Origin of the sequence: Stomatobaculum longum (genome assembly GCA_000242235.1) — a bacterium.
In the GTDB taxonomy this organism is placed as follows: Bacteria; Bacillota; Clostridia; order Lachnospirales; family Lachnospiraceae; genus Moryella; species Moryella longum.
The window spans coordinates 169,997-184,008 of sequence record JH590862.1 but is presented as its reverse complement, the minus strand read 5'-3'; the positions used below and the strand labels follow the sequence as shown (position 1 = coordinate 184,008).

Sequence of the window (14,012 nt, the reverse complement as noted above, 5' to 3'; positions counted from 1 at the left end):
CTTTTAGTGATGTAATAGCGTATTGCTTTCATCTTATGGGGAAGACCGTGTAAAGTCAAGATGAGGAAGGAGAATAAGATGAGAACAGCGGCATTTCACACGCTGGGATGTAAGGTAAACGCCTATGAGACCGAGGCGATGGAGCAGGCTCTCCTGCAGGCGGGCTATGAACTCCGCTCGTTTGAGGAGGCGGCGGATGTCTATATCATCAACACCTGCTCGGTCACGAATATCGCCGACCGGAAATCGCGGCAGATGTTGCACCGCGCGAAGAGCTTAAATCCCGGAGCTGTTGTCGTCGCGGCGGGCTGTTACGCGCAGGCAGCGGCGGAGAGCCTCAAAGAGGACGGCAGTGTGGATCTGGTGCTCGGCAATCAGGAGAAAAAGGATCTGGTCCGCATTCTGGACGCCTATTTCGCAGAGGAGCTCGAGGCGCCCTTTGCGGTCGGAGATATGCGCGCGGCAACCCAGTATGAGGACCTTGCGGCAAACCGGAGCGAGGGGCACACGCGCGCTTTTTTAAAGGTGCAGGACGGTTGCAACCAGTACTGCTCCTACTGCATCATCCCGTTTCTCCGCGGCAACATACGCTCCCGCCGTCCGGGGGACGTGCGGCGAGAGGCGGAGCGCCTCGCGGCAAGCGGGGTGCGGGAACTCGTGCTGACCGGCATTCACCTTTCCTCCTACGGGCGCGATTTTAAGAATGCGGCGGAGCGGGAGGATTTCGGCGACGGTGCGGCAAATCTCCTCGAGCTCCTGACACTCCTCGACGGTGTCGAGGGCATTGAGCGGCTTCGCATCGGCTCGCTCGAGCCGAAAATCGCGACGCCGGATTTTGCCGCGGGCCTCGCGTCTTTACGGCATTTCTGCCCGCACTTTCACCTGTCACTCCAGAGCGGGAGCAATGCGACCCTGCGACGCATGGGGCGCCGCTATACCGCGGAGGAATTCAGAGCGGGTGTAGAGGCACTCCGTGCGGCGTTTCCGGACGCCGCGATGACCACGGATGTGATCGTCGGTTTTCCCGGGGAGAGCGAAGAGGAGTTCTCGGAGAGCTTTTCATTTATCGAGGAGATACGGTTTTACGAGACGCACATTTTCCCGTACTCGAAGCGGGAGGGAACCAGGGCTGCCGCAATGCCGGAGCAGGTGCCGGGCGCTGTGAAGAAGCGGCGCGCCGCCCTCTTACAGGAACTGAATTTAAGACGGCAGCGGGAGTTTCGCACCTCCCGCCTCGGCACCGCGCAGGAGATGCTCTCCGAGGAAACGGTGACAATTGACGGGCAAGCGTATCTCGTCGGCAACAGCCGCGAATATGTGAAACTGGCAGTGCCGCTTTCGGCGCTCGGCGGCGATTGCGCGGTGAACTGTCTGTACCGCGGGACGGCAGAAAACTTTCTCAATTCCGAAATACTTCTACTGACAAATGTAAGCAAAACGTAAAGCTTTTGCCCTTGTGGATTCTTTTCAAATCAGATAGAATGGACTGTAATTGAGAGGAAAGCATATCATGAATAAAAACTTGCACGACACACAGTTTTTTCAGACAGTTCAGGAGAATAAAATGGATGTAGACCAGGTGTTGGATCTGGTCTATACGGCGCTGTCTGAAAAAGGATACAATCCGGTCAACCAGATTGTGGGCTATGTGATGAGCGGAGACCCCACTTATATCACGAGTCATAAAAATGCGCGCAGTTTGATCATGAAGGTTGAGCGCGATGATATTTTGGAGCTCCTTCTGAGCTACTACATCAGACATAAGATTGATCGCCACTGACACTTCGGATTGCATCATTTGTGATAAAAGCCGCGTGAAGGACCGTTATGGGCTCGGTCGGAAAATGAATCATGCACCTCTGCACTGATACGGAATATTCCGTATCAGCGCTTTTGGTGTGCAGGAGGGAAAATACTTGCCATTGATGGGATTGGACTATGGCGCAAAGACGGTGGGCGTCGCCGTGAGCGACGGACTCGGCCTTGCGGCACAGCCGCTGGAAACCATATGGAGGGACTCGGAGAAGAAGCTCCGTAAGACCCTGCAGCGCATCGAGACGATAGTCGCCGCGCGCGGCATCACCCGCATTGTGCTGGGGCACCCCTCGCATCTCGACGGCTCCGAGGGAGAGCGGGTCGCTTTTTGTGCTCAATTTAAGGAGAAACTGGAACAGCGGACGGGACTGCCGGTGGACTGGCAGGACGAGTGGCTCACAACGGCGGAGGCGGACGAGCGCCTCGCGGAGCGCGGCATTCCGCGGGTGGAGAGAAAACAGTATCTCGACAGACTTGCCGCCGCGATTATTTTGCAGGACTACATGGATGCGCATCCGGAGGCGCGCTGAAACGGAGAGAAAGTCAGGAGAAATTATGGAAGAAGAGAAGAGAGAGCCCGAGGCATTCCGGGCGGCGTCGCTGGTGGTAAGAGATGAGAACAGCGAGGAAGTGACTCTATATATTCTGGAGGAGACCAGATTGAACGGCTGCTCCTATATTCTCGCGGTGGACAGCGAAGAGGCGGATGAAGACGGCGCCTGCTATCTTTTAAAGGATGTGTCCGGTGCGGACGATGCCGAGGCCGTCTACGAGTTTGTGGAGAACGAAGAGGAAGCCGGCTATATGCTTGAAATCTTTCAGACCATCTTGGAAGATGAGGGCGCGGACATCGATCTCCTCGACGAATAAAAATCCCGGTCTTATCCGGTGTGCGTTGCGGGCGAGAAGAAACAGACGAGAATCAATCGAGAAGCGAAGAGACACGTATAGACATATCGATTTGAAAGACACATATAGATTCGAAAACAGAAAGAGAGAGGTAAGAATTTGAGTGAACAGGAAAAGAATCCCATGCATTTTTTTAAGCGCCTGTCCGAAAAGAGCCGTGCGCTTCGGCAGGAGGCTGCAGAGGCAGGCTTAGGCGCCTTTGACAGCACTTCGGCGGACAAGCCGAAGCGCCCGCGCCGCCGTCGCAGCGAGAAGCCGCAGAGCGATGAGAGCGCGGCGGAGGCTGTCGGCACCGAGAAGCCGCGCGCGTCAAAGAAGCCGCGGAGAAAGCCGCAGGGCGAGAGAGCGGAGAGCGAGAGAAGCGCAGCCTCCGGTAAGACAGCGGAAAAGGCAGAGCAGAAAGAAAAGCGCGCCCCGCGCCGCAATCCCCGGAAGAAAGCGCCGGCCGGACAGCTCGCGGAGCTCTTAAAGCGCGCCAAGCTCCCGAAGGCGCACAACATTCACCTCGACCCGAAGGCAAAGGTCAAGATTATTCCGCTCGGCGGTCTCGAGCAGATCGGCATGAATATCACGGCCTTCGAGTGCAACGACACGATTATTGTCGTGGACTGCGGCATTGCCTTCCCGAGTGAGGATATGCTCGGCATTGACTGTGTGATTCCGGACATCAGCTATCTGAAGGAGAACCGGAGCAAGGTCAAGGGCTTTGTGATTACGCACGGCCACGAGGACCACATCGGCGCCCTGCCCTATATCTTAAAAGAGCTGAATGTGCCGGTCTATTCGACCAAGCTGACCATCGCGCTGATTCGCCATAAGCTCGAGGAGCACCGGCTTCTGGACTCGGCAAAACTCTTTGTCGTGAAGCACGGCGACACCGTTCCGTTCGGCGATTTCAATGTCGAGTTCATCAAGACGAACCACTCGATTTCTGACAGCTCGGCCCTCGCGATTTTCAGCCCGGCGGGCGTCATCTTCCACACGGGCGACTTTAAGATCGATTACACGCCGGTCTTCGGCGAGGCGGCGGATTTACAGCGCATGGCGGAACTCGGCAAGCGCGGTGTGCTCGCTATGCTCTGCGACTCGACCAACGCAATCCGCCCGGGCTTTACGATGTCCGAGAAGACGGTCGGCCGCACCTTTGATCTCATCTTTGCGGAGCACCAAAAGAACCGCATCATCGTCGCGACCTTCGCGTCGAATGTGGACCGCGTGCAGCAGGTCATCAACTCCGCCTACAAGTACGGCAGAAAGGTCGTGGTCGAGGGCAGGTCGATGGTCAATGTCATCGGTATTGCGAACGAGCTCGGCTATATCAAGATTCCGGAGGGCACGCTGATTGAAATCGATCAGCTGAAGAACTACCCGCCGGAGAAGACAGTCCTCATCACGACGGGTTCCCAGGGCGAGAGCATGGCAGCGCTCTCCCGCATGGCGAGCGGCATGCACCGCAAGGTCGCAATCAGCCCGAACGATGTGGTCATCATGAGCTCTCACCCGATTCCGGGCAACGAGAAGGCAGTCGACAAGGTCATCAACGAGCTCTCGATCAAGGGCGCGGATGTTATTTTCCAGGACACGCATGTCTCCGGTCACGCCTGCGCGGAGGAGATTAAACTCATGTACTCCCTGCTCCGCCCGAAGTTTGCGCTGCCGGTGCACGGTGAGTACCGCCACAGAAAGGCACAGGTCGAGATTGCGGAGGCAGTCGGTGTGCCGAAGGAAAATATTCTCTTCATGTCGACCGGCGATGTCGTGACGCTGACCGCTGACAGCTGCAAGATCACGGGTCATGTGCAGGCGGGCGGCATCCTCGTGGACGGCCTCGGCGTCGGCGATGTCGGAAACGTCGTGCTGCGCGATAGACAGAATCTCGCCCAGAATGGTATTATGATAGTGACCATAGGTCTGCAGCGCGGCTCGAATCAGCTGCTCGCGGGACCGGAGATTGTGTCACGGGGTTTTGTCTATGTCAAGGACTCCGAGGATTTGATGGCAGAGGCGAGAGAACGGGCTGTGACAGCCGTGACCGACAGCCTCGACGCAGGCGTCAACGACTGGAGCAAATTAAAGAATGTCGTGCGGGATGAGCTCAGCGATTTCTTCTGGAAGAAGATGAAGCGCACCCCGGTGATCCTGCCGATTATCCTCGGCGTCAACTGAACTTGCAAAAGAGGAGAGCGGGACGTTGAAAGCGCGGCAGAATACAGAAAAACTGAATCATCTGTCTTCTGAGGCATTGGGCATGGCAGTGCGGTTGTTAATCACCGCCTGCCTGCTTTTTGTACTTTTCAGGGGTGTTTTTGCGGCATATCGCTTCGGCCACGATGTCTTCTACCAGCAGAGCGTCGAGGCTGCGCCGGGGCGGGACATTGATGTGCGGATTCCGGAGGGGCAGAGTACCGAGGAGACGGCGAAGCAGTTAAAGGAGCTCGGTCTCATCCGGGACACCTGGGCTTTCCGGGTGCAGTCGCTGTTTCTCGGGAGAAAGGTGCGCGCGGGCGAGTACCGCCTGAACACCTCCGAGACCATCGATGAGATGCTGGAACTTTTATCGACCGCGCCCGAGAAGCGGAGGAGCGGAAAATCATGATAACAGAGCGCATCCGAGAGTATCTGGATTATCTGGATCCCGGCAATCGGCGCTATCTGGAAGAACTCCGGCGGGAAGCGGAGGAGGGCGAGGTGCCGATCATACGGCGGGACAGCGAGCGCTTTCTCCGCGCGCTGCTCGCGGGGCTTAGGCCGCTTCGGGTGCTGGAACTGGGAACGGCGGTGGGCTATTCTGCACTGGTCATGGCAGAAGAGCTGCCGCCGTCCGCGCATATCACGACGGTGGAGAACTATGCGCCGCGCATTGCCCGCGCGAAAGAAAATCTGGCGAGATACGGGGTGGGGCGTATCACGCTGATCGAAGGCGATGCCTTTCAGGTGCTGCGAGAACAGCCGGACGAGTCCTATGACTTCCTGTTTCTGGACGCCGCGAAGGGGCAGTATGTGAAGTGGCTCCCCGAGCTTTTACGGGTACTTTCTCCCGGCGGCACGCTGCTCTCCGACAATGTACTGCAGGGCGGCGACACGGCAGAGTCCCGCTTTGTAATTGACCGACGCGACCGGACCATTCACAGCCGGATGCGCGCCTACTTGGAACAGCTCTCCCGGACGGAGGGCATACGGACATCCATTCTGCCGATCGGCGACGGACTTGCATTCAGTGTAAAAGTGTAAAGGAGAAGACATTTGAGCAGAGAGAAGAGGAAGCAAGCGGAACTTTTGCTGCCGGCCGGCAGCCTGGAAGTTCTGAAGACAGCCTTTGACTACGGGGCGGACGCGGTCTACATCGGCGGCGAGGCCTTCGGGCTCCGCGCAAACGCCAAAAATTTCAGCCCGGAAGAGATGGCGGAGGGGCTATGCTTAGCGCACGAGAGAGGCAAGCGGGTGTATGTGACCGCGAATATCCTCGCGCACAACGATGACTTAAACGAGGCAGAGCGGTACTTTCAAGAGCTGGCCGAACTCAGGCCGGACGCGATTATCGTCTCGGACCCGGCGCTCTTTATGCTCGCAAAGCGGCTCTGCCCGGGCATCGAGTTACATGTGAGCACCCAGGCGAACAACACGAACTACGGGACCTTTCTCTTCTGGCGGGAGCTCGGCGCGAGCCGCGTCGTAACGGCCAGAGAGCTCTCGCTCGCGGAGATACGCGAAATCCGGGAGCGCATCCCGGCGGAGATGGAGATCGAGACCTTTGTGCACGGCGCGATGTGTATTTCGTACTCCGGCCGCTGTCTGCTCTCGAGCTTCATGGCGGGGCGGGACGCAAACCACGGCGAGTGCACCCACCCCTGCCGCTGGCAGTACAGCGTGACCGAGGAGAAACGCCCGGGCGAGTCCATGCCGGTCTTTGAGAACGAGAGAGGGACCTTCCTCTTTAACTCGAAGGACCTCTGTATGATAGACCACATCCCGGAACTGATCGAGAGCGGGATTGACAGTTTTAAAATCGAGGGCAGGATGAAGACCGCGCTCTATGCGGCCGTCACGGCGCGCGCTTACCGCCGCGCCATCGACGACTACCTCGAGAGCCCGGAGAAATATGCGGCGAATCTCGAATCGTACCGGGAGGAAATCGGCAAGTGCACCTATCGGGAGTACACGACGGGCTTTTTCTTCGGAAAACCGAACGAGGAGGCGCAGATTTACGACAGCAATACCTATGTGCGGAATTACACCTATCTCGGAAAAATTGCCGCGGTCGATGCCGAGGGCTTTGCGCGTTTCGAGCAGAAAAACAAGTTCTCGGTCGGCGACCGGGTTGAGCGCATGTGCTTTGACGGCAGCAACGAGCTGCTGACTGTGCTGGAAATCCGGAATCACGAGGGACTTTCGGTCGAGAGCGCGCCGCATCCCAAAGAGGCGCTTGCGGTCCGTTTCTCGGCGGTACCGGTAGTCGGCGAATTGCTCCGCACGGAGACCGCGAAATGACCGCCTTTTTTCTGAGTGCCGCGGGTGTCTCGGCGGTTTACTTTGTGGTTCTCCTGGTCTATGCAAAGCAGTTGCTGTCCGGCAGCTGGATCTGGCTCTTCTTTGCGGGCGTGTGCCTTGTGAATGCGCTGCTTCGCTACCTGCACGCGAAAAGCCCGGCGCGGGTCTCGCTGTTTTTTCTGACTTTCGCGCATACCATCAGCCTTCTCGGCATGGTCGTACTGATGGCGGCCGGTATCGTCATCGCGTCCGGCATGCATCCCAAGGAAAAGGGAAGCCCCGAGTATGCGATTGTACTCGGCGCGGGACTGAAACCGGACGGGACGCTCTCCAAAACGCTCCGGCAGCGCCTCGACGCAGCGCTCCGCTTTGCCGAGGAATCGCCGGACACCGGTTTTGTGCTGAGCGGCGGTCACGACAGACGGGGGCAGCGGAGCGAGGCCGAGGCGATGGCCGCCTACCTGGAACAGCACGGCATTCCGCGCTACCGGCTGCTCCTCGAGATGCAGTCGAAGAATACCTACGAGAACATTGTATACAGCCATGCACTGCTCTATCGCCTCCGCAACGAGAGCAATCCATGCTTTTTTGACTTACGCGGCGAGAGCTTTTTGCTGGTCTCACCGGAGCCGGTATCGCTTGGTATCGTCAGCTCGGAATTTCATCTCTACCGGGCCTCCGCAATCTTAAAAAAGCAATTCGGCATACAGGCACTCGGCATTTCCGCGCCGAGCGACCCTGTGCTTTTCGCGCACTATCTCGCGCGAGAGAGCATCGCGCTCTTAAAGGATAAGTTTCTGGGGCGCCTGTAAACGACACATCTATAGAAGAATAGAGAGGAGCTTATATGACAGCAAAACGGAACCGGGAAGAACAGCTGGAAGCCTTGAAGCGGCTGGATGCCTATGAAATCCGGCAAATCACCGACATGAAGGAACTGCACGCGGACGGCGTGGTGCTCTCGCACAAGAAGACCGGCGCGCGTGTGTTTCTCCTGCTCGCGGACGATCCGAACAAGGTCTTTACAATCGGCTTCCGGACGCCGCCGCAGGATTCGACCGGCGTCGCGCATATTATCGAGCACACCGTGCTCTGCGGCTCGGAGAAGTACTGGGCCAAGGATCCCTTTATGGAACTTGTGAAGGGCTCGCTCAACACCTTCCTGAATGCGATGACCTATCCGGACCGGACGCTCTACCCGGTCGCGAGCTGCAACCCGAAGGACTTTGAGAACCTCATGGATGTCTATCTCGACGCGGTCTTCCACCCGCTGTTCTACAAAGAGGAGAAGATTTTCCGGCAGGAGGGCTGGAGATACGAACTGGAGAGCGAGGACGGAAAACTCAGCCGGAACGGCGTCGTCTACAATGAGATGAAAGGCGTGTATTCGGACCCGGATGAGGTGATGGCGCGCGCAGTCGATGAAGCGCTGTTCCCGGGACACCCCTATGCCGAGGAATCCGGCGGCGACCCCGATTTCATTCCGGATCTGACCTACGAGGCCTACCTCGATTTCCATCGCCGTTACTACCATCCGAGCAATGCCTTCATCTACCTCTACGGCGATCTCGACATGGCGGAGAGACTGTGCTACTTAGATGAAAACTATCTCTCGAAGTACGAGCGCCTCGCAATCGATTCGGCCATTCCGGCGCCGAAGCCGCTCGCCGCGCCGGTCTCGGTGTCGCGCCCGTATTCGATCGGCGACGCCGAGAGCGAAGAGAATGCGGCCTATGTCTCGCTGAACATCCGCGTCGGCGGGCAGCTCGAGCCTGTGCCCTACAATGCGTTTCAGGCGCTCGACTATGTGCTCTTAAAAGCGCCGGGCGCAATCCTGCACGACAGATTGATTGAGGAGGGCTTCGGGGACGATGTCTACGGCGGCTACGCAAACGGCATCCGCGAACCCTATTTCCGGATTACGGCGAAGCACTTGAGACGCGAGCAGAAGGACGCTTTCGTGCGCCGCGTCCGGGAACTGCTCACAGAGCTTGCGGAAGACGGCCTTGATCACGAGATGCTGCTCGCGGCAATCAATATGGCGGAGTTCCGCGCGCGCGAGGCGAATTTCGGCTCCTATCCGAAGGGCCTGATTTACGGCCTGCAGAGCTTTGAGAGCTGGATTTACGACGGCGATCCCTGCCTGCACTTAAAGTTTGCGGGGCTCTTTGACGCGCTTCGCAGCAAGGTGGGAGATAACTACTTTGAAGAGCTGATCCGGGAGAAACTCTTAGATAACGAGGAGTACGCGGTCGCGGAGCTCTACCCGGTGCGCGGTCTCACGGCAAAGCACGAGGCAGAGGATGCCGAGAAGCTGTCGGCCGTCAAGGCGGCCATGACAGCGGAAGAGAGAGAAGCGCTGATTCACTTCGGCAAGGAGATGAAGGCTTACCAGGACGCGCCGGACAGCGAGGCGGCACTCCGCACGATTCCGATGCTCTCCCGCGAAGATCTCGCCGCGGAAAACACACCGCTTTGCTACGAGACGGGGACGCTCGGCGAGACACCCTTCCACTACGCGGCGCGGAACACGACGGGCATCGACTATCTCCGCCTCGACTTTGACGTGAGCGATTTGCCGGTCGAAGATCTCTCGGCGCTCGCGTTAATCAAGGATCTGCTCGGCTATCTGAGCACGGAGGCGCACAGTTACACCGAACTCTCGACTCTCGTCAATCTTCACACCGGCGGCATTCAGTTCGGCATTGACAACTACCCGGATCTCGCGGACTTCCGGGGCGACCGGAGAATTTTCTCGGCCTCGGTCAAGTTCCTGACGGAAAAGGTGGAACAGGCGCTGAATCTCGTGAACGAGCAGCTTTTGCAGACACTGTTTACGGATGAGGCGAGAATCCGCAATCTGATCGGTGAAATTCGCGCTGGCTTAAAGGACACGCTCCTCTCCGCGGGGGATATCGCCGCGGCAAACCGCGCGGCCTCCTATTTTAACGAAAACGGTCTCTTCCGGGATGTGACGCGGGGCATCGCCTACTACCGCTTCTTAGAGAGTCTCTCGGCAGAGTCCGCGCGCCGCGCTTTCTGTGAGCGCGCACCGAAACTCCTCCGGGAGACTGTCGTGCGCGGCCGCCTGCTCGTGCATCTGACCGCGGAGGAGGCAGATAAGGAAGCACTGCTGCCGCTGCTTAGAACGCTCGGAGAGCGTTATCCGGCGGGCGGCAAGGGCGAAGTCCGTTTCCGTCTCGTGGAAGATATCCGGCGCGAGGGCTTCCGCTCGGCGTCCCGTGTGAACTATGTGGCGCGGGTCGGCAATTTCCGCACGGGCGGCTTCCGCTACACGGGCGCGCTCCGCATTGCCCAGACCATGCTGAGCTACGGCTATCTCTGGAACGAGATTCGCTCGAAGGGCGGCGCCTACGGCTGCAGTGTCCGCTTCGGGCGCGGCGGCAATGTGGTCTTCAGCTCCTACCGCGACCCGAAGCTCGAGGCGACCGACAAGGTCTACGAGGGAACCCCTGCCTATCTCGAGCACTACGAGGCGGATGAGAGAGAGATGACCAAGGCCATCATCGGCGCCATCGGTGAAATGGATACGCCGCGGAGTGCACAGATGAGCGGTCAGCTCGCGCTCGCGGCCTACTACTCGAAGGTCACGGACGAGATGCTCTCGGCCGAGCGGAGAGAGGTACTCACGGCAACGCCGGCGGACATCCGCGCGCTTGCGCCGCTGGTGCGGGAGGCGCTTCGCTACGAGGCAAAGTGCGTGATCGGAAACGAGAGCGCAATCGAGCGGGCGGAAGACTTCTTTACCGAGATTCCGCAGCTCTTTGCCAAGGAGAGCGAGGAGACAGAGGCATGAAAGCAGGATTTGTCGCGCTGATCGGGCGCCCGAATGTCGGAAAGTCGACTCTCATGAATCACCTGATCGGGCAGAAAATCGCGATTACCTCGGAGAAGGCGCAGACCACGCGGAATCAGATTCGCACCGTCTACACGGACGAGCGCGGCCAGATTGTGTTTGAGGACACGCCGGGGCTTACCCGCGCCAAGAATAAACTCGGACGTTTCATGGTCGGCGTCGCCGAGAAGACCATCGAAGAGGCGGACGTGATTCTCTGGATTGTCGATGTGAGCGAGCACATCGGGGCCGCGGAGCGGGAGCTCGCCGAGCGGCTTCGGAAGTGCCGTCAGCCGCTGATTCTCGCGGTCAATAAAATCGACAAGATCACCGACAAGGCGCGGCTCGCCGCGCAGGTCAAGGCCTATGAGGACTTTTGCCGCCCGAAGGATCTGGTCGCGGTCGCCGCGCTAAAGAGCGAGAATGTCGAACTTCTGCTCGACACCCTGTACCGCTATCTGCCGGAGGGGCCGTTCTTCTACAGCGAGGACACCGTGACCGAGGAGCCGATGCGGGAACTCGCGGGCGAGCTGATCCGGGAGCAGACCCTGCGCTTACTCCGCGACGAGGTGCCGCACGGCGTCGCCGTCACGGTCGAGCGCATGAAGGAGAGAGAGGACGGCGGCTTCGATATCGATGCCAATATCATCTGCGAGCGGGAGTCCCATAAGGGCATGGTGATCGGCAAGGGCGGTCAGATGTTAAAGCGCATCGGTATCGGCGCCAGGAAGGCCATCGAAGAAATGACGGAGAGCAAGGTGAACTTAAAGCTCTGGGTCAAGGTGCGGCGCGACTGGCGGGACAATGATACCCAACTCCGCTCCTTCGGCTATGACATCAAGAAAGTATGAGAGAGGGCGAGGAAGTCACCGGTCTGGTTTTAAAGACCATGCCGATCGGTGAGCGGGACCGGCGCGTCACGATACTCACGCGGGAAAAGGGGAAGCTCTCCTGCTTCGCACGCGGCGCCGCCCGCCAGGGCAGCCCGCTGATGGGCATTGCGCGTCCCTTAGTCTACGGCAAGTTTACGCTGCGCCCGGGCAGAGATGCCGATATCATTACGGCGGCGGAGGGGCTTCGCTTCTTCGGAACGCTGGAGGCGGATGCCCTGGCGCTCTGCTATGCGAGCTATTTTCTGGAACTCGCCGACTACTTTTACCGGGAGTTTCAGCGGGAGGAAGAGGGCTTAAAGCTTCTCTACTTTGCGCTGCTCGCCCTGGAAAAGCCGGAGCTCCCGCGGGAACTCGTGCGGCGCATTCTGGAGTTAAAACTTCTGGTACTGGACGGGAGCTATGTCGTAGTGCCGCCGCTCAAAACCCATGAGAACTGCGCTTACACCTGGGACTATGTGGTGCGAACGCCGGTGGAAAAGCTCTTTACCTTTACCGTCGGCGAGACTGCGCTGCGGGAATTTGCGGCGAATGTGGACGCACTGCGTTCTCAGGTTGCGCCGCATCACTTCCGCGCGCTTTCCGTGCTGGAAGAAATGCGACGGGTGCAGTAAAATAGAGGACGTTTGGCAACAGAGAGGGGAAAAAGATGGATTATACAATGGAAAAAATCGTGTCACTTGCGAAGGCGAGAGGGTTTGTCTATCCCGGCTCGGAAATTTACGGCGGTCTTGCGAACACCTGGGATTACGGCAATCTCGGCGTTGAACTCAAGAACAACGTGAAGAGAGCGTGGTGGCAGAAGTTCATCCAGGAGTCGCCGTATAACGTCGGCGTAGACTGCGCGATTCTCATGAACACGCAGACCTGGGTCGCCTCCGGTCACATCGGCAGCTTCTCGGATCCGCTCATGGACTGCAAGAGCTGTCACGAGCGCTTCCGCGCGGATAAGCTGATTGAGGACTACGCGGCGGAGCACGGCGTAGAGCTCGAGTCCGGTGTGGACGGCTGGAGTCACGAGAAGATGCAGACCTATATCAAGGAGCACGAGATTGCGTGCCCGAGCTGCGGCAAGCACGACTTCACGGACATCCGCGAGTTCAACCTCATGTTCAAGACCTTCCAGGGTGTGACCGAGGACGCGAAGAACACGGTCTACCTGCGCCCGGAGACGGCACAGGGCATCTTTGTGAACTTCAAGAATGTGCAGCGCACCTCCCGGAAGAAAATTCCGTTCGGCATCGGACAGATCGGCAAGTCCTTCCGGAACGAGATCACACCGGGCAACTTCACCTTCCGCACCCGCGAGTTTGAGCAGATGGAGCTCGAGTTCTTCTGCAAGCCGGACACGGACCTCGAGTGGTTCGCGTACTGGAAGGAGCAGTGCATTCAGTGGCTGAAAAAGCTCGGCATGCGCGAGGATATGCTCCGCGCGCGCGACCACGAGAAAGAGGAGCTTTCCTTCTATTCTAAGGCGACGACCGATCTCGAGTTCCGCTTCCCCTTCGGCTGGGGCGAGCTCTGGGGCATTGCGGACAGAACGAACTACGACCTCTCGCGTCACCAGGAAGTTTCGGGCGAGGATTTAAGCTACTTCGACGAGGAGAGCAAGGAGAAGTACATCCCCTATGTCATTGAGCCCTCGCTCGGTGCGGACCGCGTGACCCTTGCCTTCCTCTGCAACGCCTACGACGAGGAGGAACTCCCGGGCGGCGATGTGCGCACGGTGCTTCACTTCCACCCGGCGCTCGCACCGGTAAAAATCGCGGTGCTGCCGCTCTCGAAGAAACTCGGCGAGGGCGCGGAGAAGATCTATGCGGAGCTCTCGAAGTACTGGAACTGTGACTACGACGACCGCGGTGCAATCGGCAAGCGCTATCGCCGCGAGGACGAGATCGGCACGCCGTTCTGCGTGACCTACGACTTTGAGTCCGCGGAGGATCAGAGCGTCACGATCCGCGACCGCGACAGCATGGAACAGGAACGCATCAAAATTTCCGAGCTCAGAAACTATTTTCTGGACAAGTTTACGTTTTGAGGAAGCGTGTATCTGT

General features: G+C 58.5%; 13 protein-coding genes. All 13 read left to right on the top strand.

From position 1 onward, the window contains the following. The first annotated feature begins 78 nt into the window (after window positions 1-78). Window positions 79-1,443 (top strand): tRNA (N(6)-L-threonylcarbamoyladenosine(37)-C(2))-methylthiotransferase MtaB, encoded by a 1,365-nt coding sequence (gene mtaB / locus HMPREF9623_RS03715; protein WP_009532557.1) that lies wholly within the window; start codon window positions 79-81, stop codon window positions 1,441-1,443. 67 nt (window positions 1,444-1,510) lie between these two features. After that, window positions 1,511-1,780 (top strand): IreB family regulatory phosphoprotein, encoded by a 270-nt coding sequence (locus HMPREF9623_RS03710; RefSeq protein WP_009532556.1) that lies wholly within the window; start codon window positions 1,511-1,513, stop codon window positions 1,778-1,780. Between the two features lie 136 nt (window positions 1,781-1,916). Next, the gene (gene ruvX / locus HMPREF9623_RS03705; RefSeq protein WP_009532555.1) at window positions 1,917-2,345 is read left to right on the top strand and encodes a Holliday junction resolvase RuvX; all 429 of its coding nucleotides are present in this window, start codon (window positions 1,917-1,919) and stop codon (window positions 2,343-2,345) included. 25 nt (window positions 2,346-2,370) lie between these two features. Further along, window positions 2,371-2,685, top strand: coding sequence for a DUF1292 domain-containing protein (locus HMPREF9623_RS03700; protein WP_009532554.1), 315 nt, complete (start codon window positions 2,371-2,373; stop codon window positions 2,683-2,685). 138 nt (window positions 2,686-2,823) lie between these two features. Next, the gene (locus HMPREF9623_RS03695; RefSeq protein ID WP_009532553.1) at window positions 2,824-4,890 is read left to right on the top strand and encodes a ribonuclease J; all 2,067 of its coding nucleotides are present in this window, start codon (window positions 2,824-2,826) and stop codon (window positions 4,888-4,890) included. An 82-nt stretch (window positions 4,891-4,972) separates the two neighbouring features. After that, complete coding sequence (locus HMPREF9623_RS03690) at window positions 4,973-5,320, top strand: endolytic transglycosylase MltG (RefSeq protein ID WP_009532552.1); 348 nt, start codon at window positions 4,973-4,975, stop codon at window positions 5,318-5,320. Further along, window positions 5,317-5,955 (top strand): O-methyltransferase, encoded by a 639-nt coding sequence (locus HMPREF9623_RS03685; RefSeq protein ID WP_009532551.1) that lies wholly within the window; start codon window positions 5,317-5,319, stop codon window positions 5,953-5,955. Before HMPREF9623_RS03690 ends, HMPREF9623_RS03685 begins: the two co-directional genes overlap by 4 nt. Window positions 5,956-5,967: 12 nt before the next feature. After that, complete coding sequence (locus tag HMPREF9623_RS03680) at window positions 5,968-7,212, top strand: peptidase U32 family protein (RefSeq protein WP_009532550.1); 1,245 nt, start codon at window positions 5,968-5,970, stop codon at window positions 7,210-7,212. Continuing rightward, window positions 7,209-8,024, top strand: a complete 816-nt coding sequence (locus HMPREF9623_RS03675; RefSeq protein ID WP_009532549.1) for a YdcF family protein — start codon at window positions 7,209-7,211, stop codon at window positions 8,022-8,024. The genes HMPREF9623_RS03680 and HMPREF9623_RS03675 overlap by 4 nt, the downstream gene beginning before the upstream one ends. A 35-nt stretch (window positions 8,025-8,059) precedes the next feature. After that, window positions 8,060-11,029 (top strand): insulinase family protein, encoded by a 2,970-nt coding sequence (locus HMPREF9623_RS03670; RefSeq protein WP_009532548.1) that lies wholly within the window; start codon window positions 8,060-8,062, stop codon window positions 11,027-11,029. Next, the gene (gene era / locus HMPREF9623_RS03665; protein WP_009532547.1) at window positions 11,026-11,919 is read left to right on the top strand and encodes a GTPase Era; all 894 of its coding nucleotides are present in this window, start codon (window positions 11,026-11,028) and stop codon (window positions 11,917-11,919) included. Before HMPREF9623_RS03670 ends, era begins: the two co-directional genes overlap by 4 nt. After that, window positions 11,916-12,572, top strand: coding sequence for a DNA repair protein RecO (gene recO / locus HMPREF9623_RS03660; protein WP_009532546.1), 657 nt, complete (start codon window positions 11,916-11,918; stop codon window positions 12,570-12,572). Before era ends, recO begins: the two co-directional genes overlap by 4 nt. A 35-nt stretch (window positions 12,573-12,607) precedes the next feature. Continuing rightward, window positions 12,608-13,996, top strand: a complete 1,389-nt coding sequence (locus tag HMPREF9623_RS03655) for a glycine--tRNA ligase (RefSeq protein ID WP_009532545.1) — start codon at window positions 12,608-12,610, stop codon at window positions 13,994-13,996. Window positions 13,997-14,012 lie beyond the last annotated feature (16 nt).

Coding starts and splice junctions, on each gene's coding strand:
- mtaB (WP_009532557.1), top strand. CDS start 79: ATGAGAACAGCGGCATTTCACACGCTGGGATGTAAGGTAAACGCCTAT.
- HMPREF9623_RS03710 (WP_009532556.1), top strand. CDS start 1,511: ATGAATAAAAACTTGCACGACACACAGTTTTTTCAGACAGTTCAGGAG.
- HMPREF9623_RS03700 (WP_009532554.1), top strand. CDS start 2,371: ATGGAAGAAGAGAAGAGAGAGCCCGAGGCATTCCGGGCGGCGTCGCTG.
- HMPREF9623_RS03690 (WP_009532552.1), top strand. CDS start 4,973: ATGGCAGTGCGGTTGTTAATCACCGCCTGCCTGCTTTTTGTACTTTTC.
- HMPREF9623_RS03685 (WP_009532551.1), top strand. CDS start 5,317: ATGATAACAGAGCGCATCCGAGAGTATCTGGATTATCTGGATCCCGGC.
- HMPREF9623_RS03675 (WP_009532549.1), top strand. CDS start 7,209: ATGACCGCCTTTTTTCTGAGTGCCGCGGGTGTCTCGGCGGTTTACTTT.
- HMPREF9623_RS03670 (WP_009532548.1), top strand. CDS start 8,060: ATGACAGCAAAACGGAACCGGGAAGAACAGCTGGAAGCCTTGAAGCGG.
- era (WP_009532547.1), top strand. CDS start 11,026: ATGAAAGCAGGATTTGTCGCGCTGATCGGGCGCCCGAATGTCGGAAAG.
- recO (WP_009532546.1), top strand. CDS start 11,916: ATGAGAGAGGGCGAGGAAGTCACCGGTCTGGTTTTAAAGACCATGCCG.
- HMPREF9623_RS03655 (WP_009532545.1), top strand. CDS start 12,608: ATGGATTATACAATGGAAAAAATCGTGTCACTTGCGAAGGCGAGAGGG.